This window comes from Synechococcus sp. JA-2-3B'a(2-13) (assembly GCF_000013225.1).
Lineage (GTDB): Bacteria > Cyanobacteriota > Cyanobacteriia > Thermostichales > Thermostichaceae > Thermostichus.
The window spans coordinates 2,092,984-2,113,062 of record NC_007776.1 but is presented as its reverse complement, the minus strand read 5'-3'; the positions used below and the strand labels follow the sequence as shown (position 1 = coordinate 2,113,062).

The 20,079-nt window shown below is 56.6% G+C and carries 18 protein-coding genes; 9 read left to right on the top strand and 9 right to left on the bottom strand.

The genetic code is table 11. The features are described 5' to 3' along the window. Positions 1-53: 53 nt before the first annotated feature. Together CYB_RS09560 and CYB_RS09555 are read right to left on the bottom strand one after the other, a co-directional pair. A complete protein-coding gene (locus CYB_RS09560; RefSeq protein ID WP_011433593.1) occupies positions 54-1,088 on the bottom strand; it encodes an adenosine deaminase in 1,035 nt (344 codons plus the stop codon). A 127-nt stretch (positions 1,089-1,215) separates the two neighbouring features. Next, entirely contained in the window at positions 1,216-2,094 is an 879-nt protein-coding gene (locus CYB_RS09555) for an isoaspartyl peptidase/L-asparaginase (RefSeq protein ID WP_011433592.1), read from the bottom strand. Positions 2,095-2,329: 235 nt separating this feature from the next. On the opposite strand from CYB_RS09555, the gene CYB_RS09550 reads away from it, so the two are divergent. Further along, on the top strand, positions 2,330-3,934 hold the full coding sequence (locus CYB_RS09550; protein WP_011433591.1) for an NAD(P)H-quinone oxidoreductase subunit 4: 1,605 nt from the start codon (positions 2,330-2,332) through the stop codon (positions 3,932-3,934). 56 nt (positions 3,935-3,990) lie between these two features. On the opposite strand, the gene CYB_RS09545 is transcribed toward CYB_RS09550, so the two are convergent. Together CYB_RS09545 and CYB_RS09540 are read right to left on the bottom strand one after the other, a co-directional pair. Beyond that, positions 3,991-4,587 carry a Uma2 family endonuclease gene (locus tag CYB_RS09545; RefSeq protein ID WP_011433590.1) on the bottom strand — a complete coding sequence of 199 codons (597 nt, stop codon included), beginning with the start codon at positions 4,585-4,587 and terminating at the stop codon, positions 3,991-3,993. A gap of 65 nt (positions 4,588-4,652) precedes the next feature. Next, positions 4,653-5,399 carry a rhomboid family intramembrane serine protease gene (locus CYB_RS09540; RefSeq protein ID WP_011433589.1) on the bottom strand — a complete coding sequence of 249 codons (747 nt, stop codon included), beginning with the start codon at positions 5,397-5,399 and terminating at the stop codon, positions 4,653-4,655. 207 nt (positions 5,400-5,606) lie between these two features. Here CYB_RS09540 and CYB_RS09535 point away from each other — a divergent pair, with 207 nt between their 5' ends. Together CYB_RS09535 and CYB_RS09530 are read left to right on the top strand one after the other, a co-directional pair. Further along, on the top strand, positions 5,607-6,281 hold the full coding sequence (locus tag CYB_RS09535; protein WP_011433588.1) for a response regulator transcription factor: 675 nt from the start codon (positions 5,607-5,609) through the stop codon (positions 6,279-6,281). An 88-nt stretch (positions 6,282-6,369) separates the two neighbouring features. After that, positions 6,370-7,314, top strand: a complete 945-nt coding sequence (locus tag CYB_RS09530) for a hypothetical protein (protein WP_041436629.1) — start codon at positions 6,370-6,372, stop codon at positions 7,312-7,314. A gap of 172 nt (positions 7,315-7,486) precedes the next feature. Here the strand turns inward: CYB_RS09530 and psb35 are convergent, their stop codons facing one another. Together psb35 and CYB_RS09520 are read right to left on the bottom strand one after the other, a co-directional pair. Then, positions 7,487-7,795: a photosystem II assembly protein Psb35 gene (gene psb35 / locus CYB_RS09525; RefSeq protein WP_041437432.1), complete on the bottom strand. Its 309-nt coding sequence runs from the start codon at positions 7,793-7,795 to the stop codon at positions 7,487-7,489. Positions 7,796-7,935: 140 nt separating this feature from the next. After that, entirely contained in the window at positions 7,936-8,154 is a 219-nt protein-coding gene (locus CYB_RS09520; RefSeq protein WP_011433585.1) for a hypothetical protein, read from the bottom strand. Positions 8,155-8,338: 184 nt separating this feature from the next. On the opposite strand from CYB_RS09520, the gene CYB_RS09515 reads away from it, so the two are divergent. From CYB_RS09515 to radC, 4 genes are read left to right on the top strand one after another with little or no spacing between them, the layout of a single operon-like run. Further along, positions 8,339-9,616 (top strand): cysteine desulfurase, encoded by a 1,278-nt coding sequence (locus CYB_RS09515; RefSeq protein ID WP_011433584.1) that lies wholly within the window; start codon positions 8,339-8,341, stop codon positions 9,614-9,616. A gap of 38 nt (positions 9,617-9,654) precedes the next feature. Then, positions 9,655-10,716 carry a CIA30 family protein gene (locus tag CYB_RS09510; RefSeq protein ID WP_011433583.1) on the top strand — a complete coding sequence of 354 codons (1,062 nt, stop codon included), beginning with the start codon at positions 9,655-9,657 and terminating at the stop codon, positions 10,714-10,716. Further along, the gene (locus CYB_RS09505; protein ID WP_011433582.1) at positions 10,709-12,436 is read left to right on the top strand and encodes an ArnT family glycosyltransferase; all 1,728 of its coding nucleotides are present in this window, start codon (positions 10,709-10,711) and stop codon (positions 12,434-12,436) included. The genes CYB_RS09510 and CYB_RS09505 overlap by 8 nt, the downstream gene beginning before the upstream one ends. 7 nt (positions 12,437-12,443) lie before the next feature. Further along, the gene (radC, locus tag CYB_RS09500) at positions 12,444-13,175 is read left to right on the top strand and encodes a RadC family protein (RefSeq protein ID WP_041436627.1); all 732 of its coding nucleotides are present in this window, start codon (positions 12,444-12,446) and stop codon (positions 13,173-13,175) included. A gap of 107 nt (positions 13,176-13,282) precedes the next feature. Here radC and fmt read toward each other — a convergent pair whose 3' ends face one another. The 3 genes from fmt to CYB_RS09485 all read right to left on the bottom strand — a co-directional run bounded on the left by fmt (position 13,283) and on the right by CYB_RS09485 (position 16,950). Further along, positions 13,283-14,251, bottom strand: coding sequence for a methionyl-tRNA formyltransferase (fmt, locus tag CYB_RS09495; protein ID WP_011433580.1), 969 nt, complete (start codon positions 14,249-14,251; stop codon positions 13,283-13,285). Between the two features lie 80 nt (positions 14,252-14,331). Beyond that, entirely contained in the window at positions 14,332-15,060 is a 729-nt protein-coding gene (locus tag CYB_RS09490) for a hypothetical protein (RefSeq protein ID WP_011433579.1), read from the bottom strand. A 165-nt stretch (positions 15,061-15,225) separates the two neighbouring features. Further along, positions 15,226-16,950, bottom strand: coding sequence for a 4Fe-4S dicluster domain-containing protein (locus tag CYB_RS09485; RefSeq protein WP_011433578.1), 1,725 nt, complete (start codon positions 16,948-16,950; stop codon positions 15,226-15,228). Positions 16,951-17,043: 93 nt separating this feature from the next. Here CYB_RS09485 and CYB_RS09480 point away from each other — a divergent pair, with 93 nt between their 5' ends. Together CYB_RS09480 and CYB_RS09475 are read left to right on the top strand one after the other, a co-directional pair. Further along, on the top strand, positions 17,044-18,195 hold the full coding sequence (locus CYB_RS09480; protein ID WP_238376748.1) for an anhydro-N-acetylmuramic acid kinase: 1,152 nt from the start codon (positions 17,044-17,046) through the stop codon (positions 18,193-18,195). Between the two features lie 181 nt (positions 18,196-18,376). Then, positions 18,377-19,825, top strand: a complete 1,449-nt coding sequence (locus CYB_RS09475) for a DUF2079 domain-containing protein (protein WP_011433576.1) — start codon at positions 18,377-18,379, stop codon at positions 19,823-19,825. Positions 19,826-20,079 lie beyond the last annotated feature (254 nt).

The following is a 20,079-nucleotide window of genomic DNA, read 5'->3' as shown; positions in this document are numbered from 1 at the left end:
CCTATTCTCAAGAAGCTCGGATGAAGAATAAAGACTCCATCCTGCTGAGGCGGTCAGAGAGCCACCAAAGAAGCAGATACCCCCTGCTGTAACTCCGACAACAATGAGGCCGGACGCCCCTTGTAGGGCCAGGCAAAAGCGTGACGAAAGGCTGCTTCCTGGCAGTGTTTGAGCTGCTCGAAATCGATAATGTCGTGGGTTAGCAGGTTTTCGTACTCAAACGGCAGCCGCACATTGTGCAAGCCGGCGTTGTCGGTGCAGATGGCGATATCTACCCCCGCCTCAAAGCAGCGGTCAAAGACAATCTTGAGGGGCTCCAAACTGGGCAGGGTTCCCGTTTTTAGATAGGTGGTGGGACAAACTTCTAGGCATTGGCCTCGCCGCGCCAGCTCCGGCAGCAATTCTGGATAGTGGAGGGGGATCTGAATGCCGTGGCCGATCCGCGAGACATAGGGCAGCAACTGTGGGTAGCAGCCATCCAAAGTTTCGTACAGGTGGGCAGTGGTTTTCAGGCCGCGGGCCAGCGCATACTTGAACAGCTCAATCCACTCGTCCATCCGTTCGCCGTAGGGCTTGTCTCCCCCGGCCAGGTCGATGGCACACACATACTCCGACTCAGCGGCAGCTTCCACCATGGCCCGGTTGATGTGGCTGGGCAGGCGTGAATGCAAACAGACGATCTGGGTGGTGACGATGGGATACTCCCGCTGCTGGCTGGCCTGCCCCACCGTCTCGATTACCTGGCGCATCTGCTTGAGGCGCTCCGCCTCATCCAGGCTGGGATCCGTGCGTAGGTAGGGAGTGTAGCGAATCTCCAGGTAGGCCAGATCCTCAAAGACGTAGGCTCCCCGCAGCAGGCGGTAGATAAAATAGGGCAGGGTTTCCAGGGTTTGCACCTGTTCCACCAGCGTGTGCAGCTCCAGGTAATCTTCGAGGGTGTTGCGCGGGCGGGTGTAGAACTCCTCGAACTCGGCATAGGTGGGAAAGCGCTCTGCCACAGGGGATCCCTGGCGGTGAAAATAGCGCCACAGAATTCGGGGGACAACCGAACCGCCCAAATGACGGTGCAACTCCGCGTGAAGTGCCATAAACGCTCTACAGTGGCCCGCCAGGGGGCAGACTTGGTTTGTTTAAGTACTATTTCTACTCTTATCCTACTCTTATCCAACCGCCTCAGGCTTGTCCAGGTCTAATCCCGCAAGCCCGGCTAGAAGTTTAGATCGTCAAGCCGATCCCCTGCCCATCGTGATAGGCGGCCAGCAGTAGGTCGGTGGTGGTATCCCAAGCAATCTCGCCCGAGCGCGATAGAGCAATGGCCCCAAAGGAGCGGCGACGTTGGCGGGCCTCTTGAAAAGACTTGGCCATGGCAGCCTTCAGGCTGAGGCCATCTTCCACTCGAATCACAATCCGCGCCGCCAAGCTCTCATCCAAAATATCTTCCCCGACACCAGTACAACTGACCCCCGCCGCCGCACTGGCATAGGTTCCCGCTGGAGTGGCCGAATCGCTTACTCGCCCCACCCGTTCAAACCCCCGCCCGCCGGTGGAGGTGCCGGCACAGATTTGCCCCTGTTGATCCAGCGCCACCGCCCCCACCGTGCCCATGGCCAGAGCAGTGAGAACCCTGGTCGGGGGATGGGTTTGACGCAACTGCACCCACTCTTGAACCCGCTTGAGAGTGGCCGGGTCATAGACCGGCAACTGCAGCTCCCGCGCCAGCTCTGCTGCCCCTTGTTCGGCCACCACGCGATCCGGGCTTGATTGCAGAGCCTGGGCCATGAGGATGGGATGCTGAACTCGGCTGACGTTGATCACCCCGCTAAAAGACTGGGTGGCCCCGTTCATGAGAGCGGCGCTCATGCGGATTTGCCCATCCGATTGCAAGACCGACCCCGTCCCGGCATTGTAGAGCGGATCATCCTCCAGCAACTGGCAGGCATGCATCACCGCCGCCTCGGCACTCTGCCCAGCCAACAGCAGCTCGTAGGTGCTCTCCACCACCTGCTGCAGGGATCCCCTCACTTTTTCCAGGCTGCTTTCCCCTTCCAGGGCGCTGCCGGCTCCGCCGTGGATGATCAGTTTGGGCTGAGGCATGATGAGATCGGTTACCTTGTGAGAACAGTGGAAGACTATATTTTGATTTTCGGGTACAACATCCACCCATGCATCTGCTCCATCCCAGGGATCCCAACGCAAAGGGAGAGGGAGCCTTAAGATAATCCTGTAGATTTGCTAAGCATAGATACTCAAGGGCGATTCTGGTAAAGGGCTGTCGGATTGCAGCCGGCAGGGATCCCCCTGATGGTATGGCACAAGCGAGGTTACATCCATGGCGCTGCCCAGCTTGCACGAGTTTCCTTGGCTGACCACGGTCATCGCTTACCCTGTGTTGGCCGCCCTATTTATTCCCCTGATCCCAGCACCGGCTGGGGATCCCAGTACCCGCGCCTACGCACAAAAGTTGGCCGAGCGGATCCGCTGGTTTGCTTTGTTCATTGCGGTCACGGATCTGCTGATTCTGCTGGCCGGCTTCTATGTCGGCTACGATCCCGGCCAGACGGGCTTGCAACTGCTGGAGCGCTACACCTGGGTACCCCAAGTGGGCTTGAGTTGGTCGGTGGGGGCTGATGGCCTCTCCATGCCCCTGATCCTGCTCACGGCGTTTATCACTACCCTAGCCATCTTGGCCGCTTGGCCGGTCACCCTCAAACCTCGCCTCTTCTACTTTTTGATGCTGGCCATGTACGGCGGGCAGATCGGGGTGTTTGCCGTGCAGGACATGTTGCTGTTTTTCCTGATGTGGGAATTGGAGCTGATCCCGGTGTACTTGCTCCTCTCCATTTGGGGTGGGGCAAACCGCCTCTATGCGGCCACCAAGTTCATCCTCTACACGGCTCTCAGCTCCCTGTTTATCCTGGTGGCAGGTCTGGCTATGGCCTTCTACGGGGATCCCATCAGCTTTGACATGACGGATCTGGCCCACAAGACCTATCCACTCACCTTCCAACTGCTGATGTATGGGGCCTTCCTCATTGCCTATGGGGTGAAGCTGCCCATTTTCCCCTTGCACACTTGGCTGCCCGATGCCCACGGCGAGGCCACTGCGCCGGTGCACATGTTGCTGGCCGGGATCCTGCTCAAGATGGGGGGCTATGCCCTGATGCGCATGAATGCGGGCATGCTGCCGGATGCTCATCTTTACTTTGCGCCGGTGCTGATCGTGTTGGGGGTGGTGAACATCATCTTTGCCGCCCTCACCTCTTTTGCCCAGCGCAACCTGAAACGGAAGATCGCCTGTTCTTCCATCAGCCACATGGGCTTCGTGCTCATCGGTATCGGATCCCTGACGGAGATCGGCATGAGCGGCGCCATGCTGCAGATGATCTCCCACGGGCTGATCGGGGCCAGCCTGTTCTTTTTGGTGGGGGCCACCTACGACCGCACCCATACGCTGGAGCTGGAAGAAATGGGCGGCGTTGGCCTGAAGATGCCCAAGATCTTCTCCATGTTCACCGCCTGCTCCCTGGCTTCGCTAGCCCTACCCGGCATGAGCGGCTTTGTGGCCGAGATCATGGTGTTTATCGGCATGGCCACCACCGATGCCTACTCTCTCCCCTTCCGGTTGGTGGTGGTTTTCCTGGCAGCAGTTGGGGTGATCCTGACCCCCATCTACCTGCTGTCGATGTTGCGGCAGATTTTCTTTGGCCCGGAGAACAAAGAGCTCACCGAACACGAAGAATTGGTAGATGCTGAGCCACGCGAGGTGTTCATCATCGCCTGCCTGTTGATCCCCATCATCGGCATTGGGCTCTACCCCAAGCTGGTGACCAGCCTCTACGACCAATCCACCAACGCCTTGGTGGCGCTGCTGCGGCAGGAGCTGCCTCAAACTGGTGAGACGGTTGCCCAAGCTCCTGCCCTCTACAACAACTGAATAATAATGTTGAATTGAGATGAGAACTGAGGGTCGGAAAGGGATCCACTCTCTTTCTATCCCCTATTGGACTTGTGGCTCTCGCCAGCTTGAACTTGCATCCAGCCGAACAAAGTTGCGATTGTCAGTTGGATCCCTTGGGCAAACGCAGGAGTGGGGACCACCTCTTGGGGATCCTCATGCACCGTCGGCTGCTGCCCGGCAGGGTAGGCGAAAACAACCCTTTCTTCGGGATCCACCACCCACCCCATTTGGCAGCCGTGATCCAGGCCGATCAAGATTTTTTTGACCAGCTTCATTGGATTTTGATCGGGAGAGAGAATCTCGATCATCCAATCCGGGCAAAAGGGGATGAGATTTTGAATGGTGCCATCTTCATCCACAGGGATCCGATCCCAGGCGATTACAGAAATATCCGGTACAATCGCATATCCGGCAAAGGTGCAGCGTAGCTCTGGAAATGCCATTCCCAGTTGAGAAGGCTCCAACATCTCGTTAATGAAGCTACCCAGTTTTAGTTGGAGACGGCTATGTTTTCCCTGTGGCATGGGCTTCTGGATAATTTCTCCTTTGATGAACTCGCTGGCGGGCTGAGTTTCCGGCTGTTGTAGAAAGTCTTCCAGAGTTAGAGGCTTGGCAGATAGACTGACCATGGCTTTCTCCCATCACGCTGCTATCCGATTAACAATAGACTGAGAAAGTATCAAAGCTGATCAAATCAAAACAGATCCCTGTCACGTTGTTGCCAAGTCATTTGGCGGTCATAAGGGCTTTTGCCGGAAAACAACCCCATCAGCGGCCCCAAAATGGCCCCAAACACAAAACCGCCCGCATGGGCCCAGTAAGCAATTCCCCCACCCTGCATACCGATATTGGTAGGCGTCTGTAGGCTGGCAATGCCGTAGAAAGCTTGCTGGATGAACCAAAAGCCTAGGAACACCCAAGCCGGAACGTAGAGGGTTGTGATGAAAATACCCAAGGGCACCAGGGTCAGAATCTCGGCCCGTGGAAAACGCAAAATATAGGCTCCCAATACGCCAGCAATAGCGCCGCTTGCCCCCAGTGAAGGAATGGGGGATCCCATATCGAAAAACCACTGCGTTAATGCAGCCAAAGCTCCGCAAGCCAGGTAAAAGATGAGGTAGCGCAAATGGCCCAAGCGATCCTCAACGTTGTTGCCGAAAACCCACAAAAAGAGCATGTTCCCGCCAATGTGGAGAAAGCCCCCATGCAGAAATTGTGAGGTGAATAGGGTTATCCATTCCGGACGCGACGAAGAGGTGAGCTCCCCTCGAAAACTGGCCGTCAACTCTATCGGTACCACTGCCCACTCTCGGAAAAAAGCTGCCAGCTCTTGTGGCGACAGGGTTAGCTGGTACAGAAAGACTAGAATATTAACGATCACCAAGGCATAAGTGACATAGGCTGTGCGGGTGGTTGGGTTGCGATCTTGCAGGGGTACCACAGTTAAGATCCGGTTGACGTCACCCTCTAGCCTAACCTGTCCTTTCCCACCCCCCCCGGCTCACCTCTAAGCCCCTACCTGAGGCTACACTAGGGTAACCTGCTGGGAGCTATGCTTGCAGACGGATCCCTTGCCGACGAACGCATCTCGGCCAAGCTCGCTCGGCAGAGAATGGACTACAAGATAAGGATTTAGAGGAGTGGATTGATGTCCGAGGTTGAAAGCCCCACTGCCCCGCTCAAGTTTTTGATCGTCGAAGATCATCCAGAGGTGGCCCAGAACAACTGTGAGTGGCTGCAACGCATTGCAGCAGATGCTCAATGTATTACGGTCACCAATCCCATGGACGCCATCCTGCGCTTGCAGCGGGAACAACCAGACTTGGTTGTAGCCGATCTGCTCTATGGTCAAACCAGCGGAGAGCAGTCTGCCGAGCCTGGCCTAGAGTTCCTGCGCCATATCTTTGAGAACTACCCCACCTTGAATGTGATGGCCTATTCCAGCGAGCCGCTGCTGCTCACTCCATTGGTGGGCCTGATCAGCAAACACCAGGGTGGGTTTGCCGCGGTCAACAAAATGGAACGGCGCACCGTGTTTCTGGAGGGGGCCAAAAGCGCCCTGAATGGAGAATTGCGCATGCCGCGGGAGTTGCGCGGTCTTACGAAGCTGACAGAACGAGAAATTGAGGTCTTGAACTTGCTCTGCAAAGAAGCCCTCACCGACCAAGCCATTGCCGATCGCATTCACACCAGCAAGAAGACCGTACAAAACTGTATCCAGAGGCTCAAAGAAAAGTTGGATATTTTCGGCTCTGAGGATGAGATCAACGCCCGCGTTGCCATGTGTATGACAGCCGTTCAGAAAAAGATTATCCAGTGGTGAAACAGAATAGATTATGAGTTTGTCTCTAAACACTACTTTGGCATAGATTGCCAATGGAGCTTATCCAAGAAGTGAGGGGGGATAAGTGATGTTATTAGAGGCCGAGACAAAGCTGGTACGGGATAAGTCACTGGGATACCTCGTAACAACAGAAGAAACGCCAATCGAGAAATGGAGCCCTTTTACTTTGCTGATGCGTGTTGTGTCGGTATCTTTATCTACATTGCTACTTATTGGACTTCCTATCTTCGCAGTTCTATCGGCAATACTTTCTGCCTTAGGGACATGGATCCCTAGCACTTTGGCCAGTGGCATACCTCCTATTGCTATGGCTTTTTCTGGATTGTTGGGTGGTTTATCGATGCTTCTTTGGTACTATTGGTACTCAAATCAACCCTATAAATCTAGGGTTGTTATTTTGAGCAATGGCTTCATTTATCATGACATCTATCGTGACATCCTAGGAAAGCAGAACAGACTTGCCTATAGGTATAACGAAATTGTCTCAGTGAACGTGGACTTCAGAAAGAAGAGTGTCGGTTTTGTCAAATCAGAATGCTACCCATACTACAGCTACTACATCAATTGCCAAGGAAATCCTGTCGTATCTATATCTTCCCCGTCTTTGCCTTTGATGAGGTATGTAGCCAGCTACATTTGCTCCACGCGCTGGAAAGGCATGAGAGAAGCAATTGAGCGTGGACAAGAGGTTTCATTTGGATGCGTTGCCATAAGTAGGGAGTACGTTAGAGTCAAGGATTTCGGTTCTTCAGAGCGATTGTTATTTAGGATCCAGGCTATCAAAGAGATTAAGCTGTGCATTGATAGTGAGGATGGTTACGTATTCCGCCTGGAGTTTATCTCAGGGTCTAGGTCAACAAAGAGCTCTGATTGTTACTTCCGCTGTGACAAGGTAGATAACTTCCATCTATTTTTCAAGACACTCAAGCTTGTGGGTATCCCTATGAACCTTTCTGAGCTTCCAGCACGTCTCACCTTTGAGAATCATATTAGACAGGCAACAGATGGCTAGACACCAACCGAATGGAGGAGGCACCGATCTTTGGGTACAGCCTTTCCAGGAGATAAGCGAGGTAGTACTGCACGGCAAAGACAAAGAGCACGCATGAGGAAAAAGCAGGCTTCCATAGCTTCCGCCTTTATTTCCTCGAGACGACTGGGCGCCGGACAGCTTTCAACTTGGATCAGTGGATCCCCAGTGCAGAGGCAAACACGCTGTGGCCCACTATGGCCTCTACCACAACACTGATGGCAAACCCCAGCATGGCCAGCCGTCCGTTCCATCGCTCGGCCTTCTCCGTCCAGCCAATCTCCCACTCCGGCGGGGTATCGCCGTCTTGACCGTACTGCGGCACATACCGCGGGCGACTGGCACTCTCCCAACCGGCAGGGCGCTTGGAGTTGAAGAAAGCCATCGAGCCAATCACAACAGCGGCCACCAGCCCGGCCACCATGACGGCAATGTAGGGGAGGAAGGGATTGTCAAGCATCATTGGATTGTCAAGATAGGGATTGAAGGAGGGTGAAAGAGCTGGATGAAAGGGTAGAGCCATAACATCTCAAAGCCGAAGAGAAACTCTCTGAGATGCCCGATGTGGCTCTACCGAAAAGATCTTTGACAGATTATTGCAGGTTATTGCAGACCTAGCCACTGGGCGAGAGTGCTGGCAAAAACACTGTGGCCCAGCACCGCTTCTGTAGCAATGCTGATCACCAAGCCCAACATGGCCAAGCGTCCATTCCAACGCTCCGCTTGCTCTGTCCAGCCTGGGATCCAGTCGTTGGTGGTGTCGTAGTACTGGGCAACAGAAGCGGAGTCCAGACGAGAAGGGATTCTGGGAGACGATTGCATTACTAATACCTCGTATTGGTTGCTGTAACCAAACTTAACACAAAGTTACATTTTGTGACAAGCTTCGCTTTCAGGTCAGGGCGGAAGGGATCCCTGGCCGTTGCAACGGTTTGGGCGGATGGGTTTGCCGAAGGCTGGCCGGAAGCGATGTCATACTGAGGGAAGCAGGCTTTTTGCGCAGACCATGGCGGTATCCCCCCTTTCTTCTCTCAAGCTTGACCATTCTTTCGATCTGGCTGCCCAGGTGCGGTCAGATTTTCCGATTTTGCAGCGCCAGGTCAACGGCCACCCGCTAATCTACTTTGACAATGCCGCCACTTCTCAAAAGCCACTGGCGGTTATGCAGGCGATGGATCATTACTATCGACACTGCAACGCCAACGTGCATCGTGGGGTGCATACGCTGAGCAACGAAGCCACAGATGCCTATGAGGGGGCGCGGGAAAAGATCGCTCGGTTTGTGAACGCGCCTTCTCCTCAGGAGATCATCTACACCCGCAATGCCAGCGAAGCCATCAATCTGGTGGCCTATAGTTGGGGCTTGAGCCATCTGGAGCGGGGGGATGAGATCGTCCTCTCGGTGATGGAGCACCACAGCAACCTGATCCCGTGGCAATGGGTGGCCCAGAAGACGGGAGCCCACCTCAAGTTCATCCAGATCACGCCAGAGGGAGAGTTGGATCTGGAGCACTACCAATCTTTGCTCAGCGACCGCACCCGCTTGGTGGCGGTAACCCAGGTCTCCAACATGCTGGGATCCATCAACCCCGTTCAGGAGATGACTGAACTGGCCCATCGTTACGGAGCCAAGGTTTTGCTGGATGCTTGCCAGAGTGTGCCCCACATGCCTGTGGATGTCCAGGCGCTGGATTGCGATTGGTTGGCCTTTTCGGGGCACAAGATGTGTGGCCCAACGGGGATTGGCGTCCTCTACGGCAGGCGGGAGCTGCTGCGAGCGATGCCCCCTTTTTTGGGTGGGGGAGAGATGATCGCCGATGTGTACTGGGATCACGCCACCTATGCGGATATCCCCCACAAATTTGAAGCCGGTACGCCGGCGATTGCCCAGGCGGTGGGGTTAGGGGCAGCCGTAGATTACTTGAGCCAGATCGGTCTGGAGCGGGTTCATGCCCATGAACAAAGGTTGATTACCCACCTGTTGGACGGGATCCAGCACATAGCGGGTATTACGGTTTATGGCCCCAAGGATCCGGCGCGACGGGCAGGGCTGGTTAGCTTTTCGGTGGAGGCTGTCCATCCCCATGACCTGTCTACTTTGCTGGATGAGCAAGGCATTGCCGTTCGAGCGGGGCACCACTGCACTCAACCCCTCCATCGCTATTTGGGAGTACAATCCACTGCCCGAGCCAGTGTTTACCTGTACAACACGTTGGCGGAGGTGGATCGCTTTTTAGACGTGTTGGCAGAAGCGGTGGAGTTCTTCGGCGCTGCCCTAAGCTAGGGATCCGGGATAGACCTCTGAAGAGATGAGGTAGACTCATGCCTTGGGATCTGGGGCGGTTCTGGAACACGCTCACCTACTATGAGGCCCTGCCTTTGGCGGAGGTGTGGCGTCGGGTTCAAAATGGGTTCCAGGCCGTGGAGGATGATTTTGTGCCACCTTCTCTTTCCGAGCCGGTCGCTATCCAGATAGGGGTGGTGGGGGAAGGTTTGCCTGACGGGTTGGCGGAGGCCCTGCGGCAGCAGGGCGTGGAGGTGAGCCATACGCCAGATTGGGCGACAGCAACCGTGATCCTAGGTTTGGGGGATCCACCAACGGCCAAGGCTTATCTGGAGCAATTGCGCAGCAGTGGGCAAACGGAGCGGATGCTGTTCGACTTTCGCCGGCCCAACCCAGATCTGAACCGGTTTTGGGGCATTTTGGACGATGTGGTCATGGGAGGGGTGAGCCAAAGCCAGTTGCAGTGGGGGGAGGGGCAGCTTCTGTTTACAGGGCAAGTTTCCACGGCCAACTTTGGGGGGTTTGTTTCCACGCGCACCCGCAATTGGCAGCCGCCGCTGGACTTGTCGGGGTTTGCCGGTCTGGAGCTGCGCCTGCGAGGGGATGGGCAGCGGTATAAGGTCTTACTGCGGGATCAAGGCGGCTGGGACAGCCCCGCCTACGGCTATGCGTTCGACACTGCGCCGGGAGAAGAGCAGACCGTTCAGATCCCCTTTGCGGAGATGGTTGCCACGTTCCGCGCCCGCCGGGTTTCTGCTCCCCCTCTCAATAGTCGCCAGATCTACTCGCTGCAACTGATGCTAAGCAAGTTCGAGGCCGATGGCAGCCCAAACCCCCGCTTCCGGCCTGGGCCCTTTCAGCTGGCCGTGCGCTGGATTGGGCTGTATCGTCGGGAGCCTCTGCCGCAATTGATCGGGGTGGCGCGGGGATCCCTTGCCCCGGAGTGGATAGCTGCCCTGCAGGGTAGCTCCAGCCGTTGGTGTGGGGTGGAGATTCCGGTAGAGACAGAGGGATCCGCTCTGGCAGCCCAGTTGCTCCGCCTCCTGCGCTCGCCTCAGAGCGTGGGCCGGGTGGTGTCTTCAGAAGCTTTCCATGCCTAGCTTTCTGGGCCGCCTCAAGGGATCCCTGGGGATGGGGCTTTTGGCCGGCCTGTGGCTGTGGGTAGGTCAGGGGATCCCCTACCTGTTCGACTGGGATGAGCTGATCTACGCCAGCTTGGCGCGGCAGATGCTGGCCAGCGGGGATCCTTTCTCGTTGGCCATCAACGGGGAGCCTTTTTTCGAGAAGCCCCCTCTCTTTTTTTGGCTGCAGGCCCTGTCCATGGCTGTTTTAGGGATGAACGAAGGGGCAGCGCGCTTGCCCAATGCTTTTGCTGGCGGGATCACGGTGGCGCTGCTGGTGGGGTGGGGATCCCATCTGCGTGGGGTGGGGTTTGGCTGCCTGTGGGGGATCCTACTGCTGACAGGCTACCTGCCCTTGTTTTTTTACAAAACTGGTCTCATCGACCCGCTACTCAACCTGGGCATGGGGGTGGGTCTGGGATCCCTTTGGGCCGCCGAGGAGGCCTGGCGGGCCGGGTACTCTGGACGCAGGTGGAGAGCGGTGGGGGCGCTGGCCCTGGGCTTGGCAGTGTTGGCCAAAGGGCCGGTGGGGCTGGTGTTGCCCCTGGCTATCTGGATCCTCTACAAGCTCTGGCAACGGGATCCTCCCCTTCGATGGGGGGAGAGCCTGGTTTTCCTCAGCCTAGCTGTGACTGTTCCCCTCACTTGGCTGGCGTTGGAGGGGGTGCAACGGGGGCCAGAATGGGTGGAAGAGTTTGGGCGCTACCAATGGCGCATCCTCACCAGCTCAGATGGGCATCCCGGCCCGGTTTATTTTCATCTGTTGGCCTTTGCCCTGGGGTGCTTTCCCTGGGGCGCTCTGGCTTTGGCCGAGATCCTGCAGCCCATCCCCAGGAGCGTGGGCTCGGTGGATTTGACTCGGCGGGCAGAATCTCTGCTGTTGGTGGCTTTTGGGGTGGTGCTGGCCCTGTTTTCGCTGCTGGTGCAAACCAAGCTGGTTCACTACACCTCGCTGCTGTACCCCATTGGGGCCTACTTTGCTGCCCTGCGCTTGCAGCGCCTGGTTGCTGAGAAAAGAGGGCCCAGTTTTTGGGAAAGTGCCTGGATCCTGCTCAGTGGCTTGTTTTGGCTGGCCCTGTGGCTGTTGCTGCCCTGGCTGGGATCCCAGGACCCCGCTGGGCTAGTCCAAGCATGGGTCTTTGCCGGCATCCCTGACGACTTTTCCAGCAGCTTGGTGCTGGGATACCTGCAGGCTGAGGTGGAGTGGCCGGTGTTGACCTACGTCCCCGCCGCGATCCTGCTGCTGGGAATTCTCCTTTGGAGTCGAGGACGGCGGCGGGCTTGGGGCTGGACAGTTTTGCTCTTGGCCACGGGACTGAGCGCCCAACTGGCCTGGTGCTGGGTCTTCCCCCGCCTGCTGCAACACACCCAGGGAGGAGCCGTCCACTTTTTCCGGCAGTTTGCCACTTCCGAAAACAACGCCCAGCCGGCTCTCTCTGGAACGGTGGGCCTGTACGGCTTTCGCTCTTTTGTACCCTATTTTTATGGCCCGCTGCAGGTTCCCTACGCCGCCAGCCCAGAAGAGCTGGCCGACTGGCAAGCCCAGGGGCAGGCGCCCGACTACCTGGTTACCTGGGATCCCTTTGTAGCTGAACTTACAGCTCCCGAGGGCGAACAGGCAGCCATTCTGGGATCTTGGCGGGTCGTCGAGCGCCGCAGTCCCTTTTGGCTGTTGAAAAAAACCTCTTCTCCTCCCTAGGCCCCAGATGAGCCAGTACGTGCTGCGCATCAGCGATATTCCTGCCCAAGATCGTCCCCGCGAGCGGCTGCTCAGCCAAGGGGCAAGGCACCTCTCCCACGCCGAGCTGCTGGCCATCTTGCTCAACACTGGCCAGGGGCCAGGCAAGCTCTCGGCAGTCGGCCTCGCCCAGTTGCTCCTGAAAAAATTGGAAGCCCAAGGAGATCCCTTGGCCCAACTGCGCCAGGTGGAGGCAGGGGAGCTGCTGCAAATTGAAGGCATTGGCCCGGCCAAGGCAGCCACAGTGTTGGCCGCCATCGAGCTGGGACGACGGGTGTTTTTGAGTCGTCCGCCAGACCGGACAGCCATTGAGTCGCCAGAACAAGCGGCTATGGCTCTGAGTGGTGACTTGATGTGGGAATCTCAAGAGCACTTTGCCGTCTTGCACTTGGATGTCAAGCACCGTCTGCTCAGCCAGCAGATTGTAACCCGGGGCACCGCCACCGAAACCCTGTCTCATCCGCGGGAGACTTTCCGCAGCGCCATCAAACAGGGGGCCAGTCGCATCCTCGTCGCCCACAACCACCCTTCCGGGAGCTTGGATCCCAGCCCAGAAGACCTTGCCCTTACCCGGCAACTCTTGCAAGCGGGGCAACTGCTGCAGATCCCGGTCTTGGATCACCTTATCCTCGGCGGCGGACAGTTCCTCAGCTTGCGCCAGCGCACCAACCTTTGGCAGGAGTTTCCCCAGCCGGAGTAGTCTTCACCCCCAGCCTTTCTCCCAGAGAGAGAGAGTAGAATCAAGGCAACGGACAGGTTCGCCGTCTTTGGGTTGACCACGCCCAAGGGATCCCTGTGTGTGGGCTCTCAAGAATTGGGCAGCGGCTCAAAGCGCATCCCCACCTTGAGCTGGCCGCCATTGACCAGGTCCCAAGCGGACTGTTCTTTTTTGCCAGGCAGTTGCGCCCGCCGGATCAACAGGGATCCCTCTCCTGTGGCTACGTAGATCCCTTCTCCTCTGGCCAACCCCACCACTTCTCCGGGACTGCCCTGGGGGATTTCAGGGGGTGGCGAGTGCAGTTGGGGAGAGGCGGAGCGGACAATCTTTATCCGCTGTCCCTCTATACCGGTGAAACAGTTGGGGGAAAAGGCGCGGATTTGGTTGTGCAAGGCCTGGGCAGGGCGCTGCCAGTCGAGGTGAAAGTCTTGTTTTTTGAGCAGAGGGGCGTAGGTTGCCCGGGATCCATCCTGAGGAATAGGGGTGAGTTCCCCTTTCTCCAATTTCAAGAGCGTTTCCACCAAGAGTTCTGCCCCCAGTTGAGCCAGTTGGGGTGCCAATTCTAGGCTGGTTTGCTCTGGCCCAATGGGTAGCTTGGCCTGGAGCAGGATGGCCCCCGTATCCATTCCCTCATCCATGAGCATCGTGGTTACGCCGGTCTCGGTTTCGCCGTTGGCAATAGCCCACTGGATGGGGGCAGCGCCACGATAGGCGGGCAGGAGGGATCCATGCACATTCACACAGCCCAGCTTGGGCATCTGCAACACCGTCAGGGGCAAGATCTGGCCGTAGGCCACCACCACAAACACATCGGCAGCCAGCGCCTCCAGAGCCGCCAGCACTTGGGGATCCCGCCGCAGGCGGACAGGCTGCCACACCGGGATCCCGTGGGCCTGGGCGAGAACCTTGGTAGGGGGGGGAAGCACCTTTTGTCCCCGTCCCTGGGGCCGATCCGGCTGGCAGACCAATCCCACCACTTCAAAGGGGGACTGCGGCTGCAACAGGATCTGCAGCGAAGGCAGGGCAAACTCTGGCGTGCCGAAAAAAACAACCCGCATGGCCAACCCCAACGAGCACTGTCCTTCAGAATACGCTCAGCCAGCGGCTGCAAACGCTCGGCTACTTACTATCTCCTCCGTCAACTGACACCCGGAGATTCAGTCTGGGAGGCAGGAGAAGGGGGTGGCGGCTTATCCAGCGGAGAGATTTCTCTCTCTGAGATGGGGGATCGCCCGGTCAAGGGCACCTGCGGGGACTGCCAAAAGGCGGGCTGTTTGAGATCGAACTCCTGGCTCCAGGCCGGGAAAAAGGAGCCCAGTTTTTGCCCGGAAAGCCGCAGCCTTTGCAAGAAAGTCCATTCCAGACGGGTCAAGGCTCGCCGCAGAAAATCCCTAGCCCAATCCGGATCCGGGGCTTCTGCCGCCTGCAAGTTCACCTGCAGGAGGCCCAGTTTGGGATGGAAATGAACCCGTGCTTGGATCCCTTCCGGACGCAACAGGTAATTGAACACCTGCTGGATGGCCACCTCATCCCCCCGCTGAGCGCGATACAGAGGGCTGTTGGGGTTGGGCTGGGGCTGGTAGCGCCACTCGCAGTGCCATTCCGGGATCCCTTCATTGGCCAGAAAGCCAAACAGCTCCACCTGACGCTGCCTGTGGGTCAGCGCCATTTGCTCCAAGGCCGGCGAGAGGCTCCCCAGCAAAGCATCCGGCTCAGGCAAGGGATCCCCCTCTAGGCGCAGCAACAGGCGGTGGCCGGAAAGCCGCGCTTGTACCTGGAGATAACCCAACCCCAGGGATCCCAGGGCTTTTTGCAGATCGGCCAAAATGGCGGGCAGAGGAGCCTGGACATCCAAAGAATCGCTCACCGACAAAAGATCTCCAACAAGCCCTAACCCAACCTAGCCAATTTCCAAGGTTGCTTGGATCCCTGGGATCGCCGGCCAAGATGGCCAGATCCATTCTGCTTTGGATAATTGCTAGATCCCCAGGATCAGGCGAGCTGCAGCGAACTGAGTTAACCTCAGCAACGGCTACAGCCCATAGAAATCCGGCCCGGATCCCTCGTAGCTGGGGTTGACCCGCAAGTTTAAGTGGGGACAGATGATCTCGCAGGTGCGGCACTGGATGCAGTTTTCCAAAGACATGGCATGGGAGCGGATGCCATTTTGGTCGCGGATGTGGTGTACCTCTGCTGTGCAGTCGGCAACGCAGGGGGTGGGGCGATTCAGCTTGTCGTAGGTGGCGATGCACCGGCGGCAGGTTTCGGCGTCGAACTCCAGGATGTGACGGTTACCCTCGGGGTAGCGGGGATCCGCGAAAAAAACCGCATCGGGCCGCGAGAAATAGCCCGGTCGAGAGGCCAATTCCTGGGGAGCCAAGGTTGTGGGGGCCACAAAATCCGCTTGAATGGCAGCGTGGGGGGCCACATAGCTGCGCGGGGGTGGCTCGCTGGGGCTGACCCGCCCGGTGAGCAGGGTGTAGGCGCGCAGAGTTTCTCGTCCGCGGCGAACGGGATCCTGCAGGCCCCAGCGCAGGGATCCCAGCCAGGGGTGGCCGGCATCGACGCTGCGGCACACCTGAGGTAAGTATTCTTCCAGCAGGCGGGAGTTTTCCAAAAAAGCCTCGCGGAAATAGCGACTGCGGTAGAGGTTTTGCCCCACTGCACTTTCCATCACCGCCTTTTGATAGTCGGCTTGGATGCGCAGATCCCCTTTCAAGAAGCCATCGTGAATGAGGCCCGCCGCCAGATAGCCGGTTTCCATGGCATTATCCACCCCGGCCAAGCTGCCCACATCCAACACCCCCAGCGCATCCCCCAACAGCAGGGCTCCCTCAACGCCAAACCGGGTGGGCAGGCTGTGGTAGCCCCCTTCGGGAATCACGGCAGCCCCGTACTTGAGCAACCTGCCGCCAGCAATTAGGGACTGGATCCAGGGGTGAGCCTTGAACTCCTGCAGACGTTGCTGGGGGTTGAGGTTGGGGTTTTTGCTGTCGAGGCCGATGATCAGACCCAAAGCCAGGCGGTTTTCCTTAAGGCCATAGACGAAGCCGCCGCTGAAGCTACCATCCAAAACCGGGTAGCCCAAGGTATGCCACACCTGCCCCTGCAGGGACTGGGGGATCTGCCACACCTCTTTGACCCCCACCGACCACAATTGCGGGTTGGGGCGCAGTTGAAACTTCTCGATGAGATCTTTGGAAATGAAGCCTTTGTCGCCAAAGCAGGTGAGTTCGGCAAAGATGCAATCTTCGTACACTTGGCCAGAATCGCTTGCCCGTACCCCGATCACCCGCTCCCCCTCGTAGAGGATTTCATGGGCGGCAAAGCCGGGGAACACATCGAGGGTAACATTTGGGATCCCTTTGGCTTTTTCCTGCAGGGTTTCGGCCAGCCAACGGATGACGTGGCTGAGGGTGAGAATGAACTGTCCCTGCTTGCGAAATCCCGGCGGGATCACCGCTTCCGGCAGATCCCAGCGCTGTTGGGATCCCAACACGCTCAAGTGATTGGCTTCCACCCGGCCTTCGTGGGGAAATCCTTGGCTTTCAAAATCGGGGAAGAGCTTGGCGATCACTTGGAGGTTGCAGATGGCGCCACTGACGATGTGACCGCCGAATTGGCGGGCTTTTTCCAAAATGGCAATAGAGATTTTCAGCCCAGAGAGCTTGGCCAGATCCAAAAGGCGGTGGGCCAAGATCAAGTTGGAGGAGCTTCCCCCCACCAAAAGAAGGTCGTAGCGGATGGCTTCACTCATAGTCCCCCACACGGTAGCTCTGGATACCCTGCCTGTATCCTAAAAAGGGGAGGGGAGAAAGAGGGCAAAACTTTAGACCTTCTCAAGCCTCTGGTGCGAGCCCCCAGCAAGATGATCGTCGTCGGCCTAATGTCGGGCACTTCGGTAGACGGGATCGATGTAGCCATCGTCCGCATCGAGGGCGACGATTCCCTACAGTGGGAGTTAATGCATTTCCAGACGATCCCCTATTCCCCAACGCTGCGGGCGGAGATTTTGCGGGCTGCGGATCCCAAAACCGGCACGGTAGATCACATCTGCACCTTGAACTTTCGCTTGGGTCGAGCTTTTGCGGCAGCGGCCTTGCAAGGGATCCAGGCGGCCCATCTTACCCCCCAACAGATCGATCTCATCGGCAGCCATGGTCAAACCCTTTGGCATAACCCCAGTGGGCCAGAAGCTTCGACTTTGCAAATCGGTGAAGCTGCAGTTATTGCCGAGCTGACCGGGATCCCGGTGGTGAGCAATTTTCGGGCGCGGGACATGGCGGCAGGAGGTCAAGGCGCACCTTTGGTAGCTTTTGTGGATTGGCTGCTGTTGAGGCATCCCCACCTTCATCGTGTGGCCCAAAACATCGGCGGCATTGCCAACCTCACCTATCTCCCCAGCCTCTACAGTGGGGGATCCCCCTTGGCTTTCGACACCGGCCCCGGCAATGTTTTGATTGATTTGGCGGTGATGCGGGCCAGTCAGGGACATCAAGCCTTTGATCGCGACGGAAAATGGGCTGCCCAAGGCCAGATCCACTGGGAAAAAATTACAGAATGGATGCGGGATCCCTATTTTCAAAAGGCACCGCCCAAAACCACTGGTCGGGAGTATTTTGGATCCCTTTATTTGGAGCAAATTTGGACCCAATTTATATCCGCTCACGACTGTATTGCCACCCTCACGGGGTTCACAGCCTGCTCCATTGCCCAAGCCTATAGGGACTTTTTGCCCGCGACCCCAGATCAAGTTATCCTCAGCGGTGGCGGCACCCAAAACCCTGTCCTTATGCGACTGCTGCAGGAACAACTGCCGACCACAACCCTGTTGACTTCCGACCAAGTGGGGATCCCTTCTAAGGCCAAAGAGGCCCTTGCCTTCGCGGTATTGGCCTATAAAACCTGGCAAGGTAAGACCAACAATTTACCGGAAGCAACTGGGGCAAGACATGCTGCCATCTTGGGCCAAATCACACCCTCTTGTCGTAACCAGTCCTAACTCATCTGTATCGTTATCTCCAACAAGCTTGAGCCATTCCTCTTACTCCCGAGGAAAGAGAAATGTCCAGAATTGCGGCGGAGCCTCTGCCGAATCCAGATCTCGCTAGGATGTCACGCAAGGCTGAGAAAAGCGATAAAGTTACCTTGCCAAAATCTATAAATCAAAAGCCCTAGTTCTTATGAAGGATCGTCCTCTGCCTCCACTTCTGCTGGCAATCATGATTTTTAATTTCTTCATTCTCTTTGGCTGTAGTGTTGTCCGGCATCACCTGTTTCAGTCTGGAGGATATGATCTTGGCATCTTCGACCAATCCATCTATCTAATCAGTCGGGGAGAGGTCCCGTTTTCGACCATTCGAGGGATCCACATCTTGGGAGACCACGCAGCCTTTATTCTCTATCCCATCAGCTTTTTGTACCGCATTGTCCCCTCGGTCTATTGGCTGTTTGGGCTCCAATCCCTGGCGTTAACCTTGGGAGCATTGGCTATTTATCACCTTGCACTTCAGGCCAAGGTCGATCCCAGCCAAGTGATGGTGATTGCCACAGCCTATCTTCTCTATCCGGCCATTTTTAACGCCAACCTTTTTGATTTTCATCCAGAGGTTTTGGCCGTTCCCCTTTTCTTGGCGGCTGTGCTCTGCATTCGCTCTGGAAAATTGAGGGGGTTCCTTCTCTGTTTGAGCGGCATTCTTGGCTGTAAGGCGGTGTTATCTCTCAATGTTGTTGCTCTGGGAGTCTGGCTGTTGTTTTGGGAAAAAGGACGAATTCAAGAACGCTGGCAACAGCGCTGCCAAGTGGGCGGCTGGACGGCAATTGCGGCAGGATCAGCTTGGTTTGGGATAGCCACTTTTGGGGTCATTCCTCACTTCAGCGGCAGCGAGCCGGCAGCCGTTTCTCATTACGACTATCTAGGGAATTCTGTTGCGGAAATTGTTCAAGGTTTAATCTTGAGACCGATGCTGGTTTTGAGCAAAGTCTTCTCCCTGGACACCCTGCTTTATGGAGTTTTGTTGGTCGTGCCTTTGGCTTGGGGTCTCTCTTGGCGGCATTGGGATCCCTGGATCCCTGCCCTGCCTACCCTGGGTTTGAATATACTCTCCAGCAACCCCGCCTATCGGGATCTGGTACATCAATACGCTTTGCCTATCGTTCCTTTCTTGTTCTTGGCCGTCATCGAGAATGTGAAAAACCATCCCTTGCAGAGCCATTTTATAAAAGATGGAAAACTGCCCCTGATCTGGTCTTCGCTGGCCTTTTTGGCCTTGGGGAAATACACCTTTTTCGGCTCGATTTATCTCAGCTCCCTGGACACTTGGCAGGCAACCCGACAGGCTCTTGCCCAGATCACCACCCAAGGGGGCGTCCTCACCACCCACGAGATCAGCCCTCACCTCACCCAGCGACCTGTAATCTACTTTACAGACGAGGGCCGCTTCAATGGATCCCCGCCCTCTCAGTGGGATCCCTTTGATTATGTGTTGCTCAACACCCGTCATCCGGGGTGGCGCAGCACTCCAGAGTTCTCCCGTGTCCTGATTGAAGCTTTACAGAAGGAAACTCAATTCCAGCTTCTGTACCACCAAGATGGGGTGTATTTGTTCTCTAGGTTACGAAAAGACCTCTAAGAATCGCATAAGAATCGCAATTCTAAGGACTGCAGACTACTTTATTGGCACTTGATCTAATTGACTTAAACCAAGTCTTCTTCTCGTTGCAACAAATGATTAAGAAACTGCTGCTTCAATCTAAAGAAATTGTTTACACTTGCAAGGCTTAATCTGAGCTTAGTCTTCTCTTAACTTCAAGCCACTAACTCTGTAGTGCCTATCCTCATGCGCGAATAGAGTAGCGCAGGGGTTAGGTGCTGTTTTATAAGACT

Coding starts and splice junctions, on each gene's coding strand:
- CYB_RS09520 (WP_011433585.1), bottom strand. CDS start 8,154: ATGCAATCGTCTCCCAGAATCCCTTCTCGTCTGGACTCCGCTTCTGTT.
- CYB_RS09505 (WP_011433582.1), top strand. CDS start 10,709: ATGCCTAGCTTTCTGGGCCGCCTCAAGGGATCCCTGGGGATGGGGCTT.
- CYB_RS09515 (WP_011433584.1), top strand. CDS start 8,339: ATGGCGGTATCCCCCCTTTCTTCTCTCAAGCTTGACCATTCTTTCGAT.
- fmt (WP_011433580.1), bottom strand. CDS start 14,251: ATGCGGGTTGTTTTTTTCGGCACGCCAGAGTTTGCCCTGCCTTCGCTG.
- CYB_RS09530 (WP_041436629.1), top strand. CDS start 6,370: ATGTTATTAGAGGCCGAGACAAAGCTGGTACGGGATAAGTCACTGGGA.
- CYB_RS09560 (WP_011433593.1), bottom strand. CDS start 1,088: ATGGCACTTCACGCGGAGTTGCACCGTCATTTGGGCGGTTCGGTTGTC.
- CYB_RS09550 (WP_011433591.1), top strand. CDS start 2,330: ATGGCGCTGCCCAGCTTGCACGAGTTTCCTTGGCTGACCACGGTCATC.
- CYB_RS09545 (WP_011433590.1), bottom strand. CDS start 4,587: ATGGTCAGTCTATCTGCCAAGCCTCTAACTCTGGAAGACTTTCTACAA.
- CYB_RS09555 (WP_011433592.1), bottom strand. CDS start 2,094: ATGCCTCAGCCCAAACTGATCATCCACGGCGGAGCCGGCAGCGCCCTG.
- psb35 (WP_041437432.1), bottom strand. CDS start 7,795: ATGATGCTTGACAATCCCTTCCTCCCCTACATTGCCGTCATGGTGGCC.
- CYB_RS09510 (WP_011433583.1), top strand. CDS start 9,655: ATGCCTTGGGATCTGGGGCGGTTCTGGAACACGCTCACCTACTATGAG.
- CYB_RS09535 (WP_011433588.1), top strand. CDS start 5,607: ATGTCCGAGGTTGAAAGCCCCACTGCCCCGCTCAAGTTTTTGATCGTC.
- CYB_RS09475 (WP_011433576.1), top strand. CDS start 18,377: ATGAAGGATCGTCCTCTGCCTCCACTTCTGCTGGCAATCATGATTTTT.
- CYB_RS09485 (WP_011433578.1), bottom strand. CDS start 16,950: ATGAGTGAAGCCATCCGCTACGACCTTCTTTTGGTGGGGGGAAGCTCC.
- radC (WP_041436627.1), top strand. CDS start 12,444: ATGAGCCAGTACGTGCTGCGCATCAGCGATATTCCTGCCCAAGATCGT.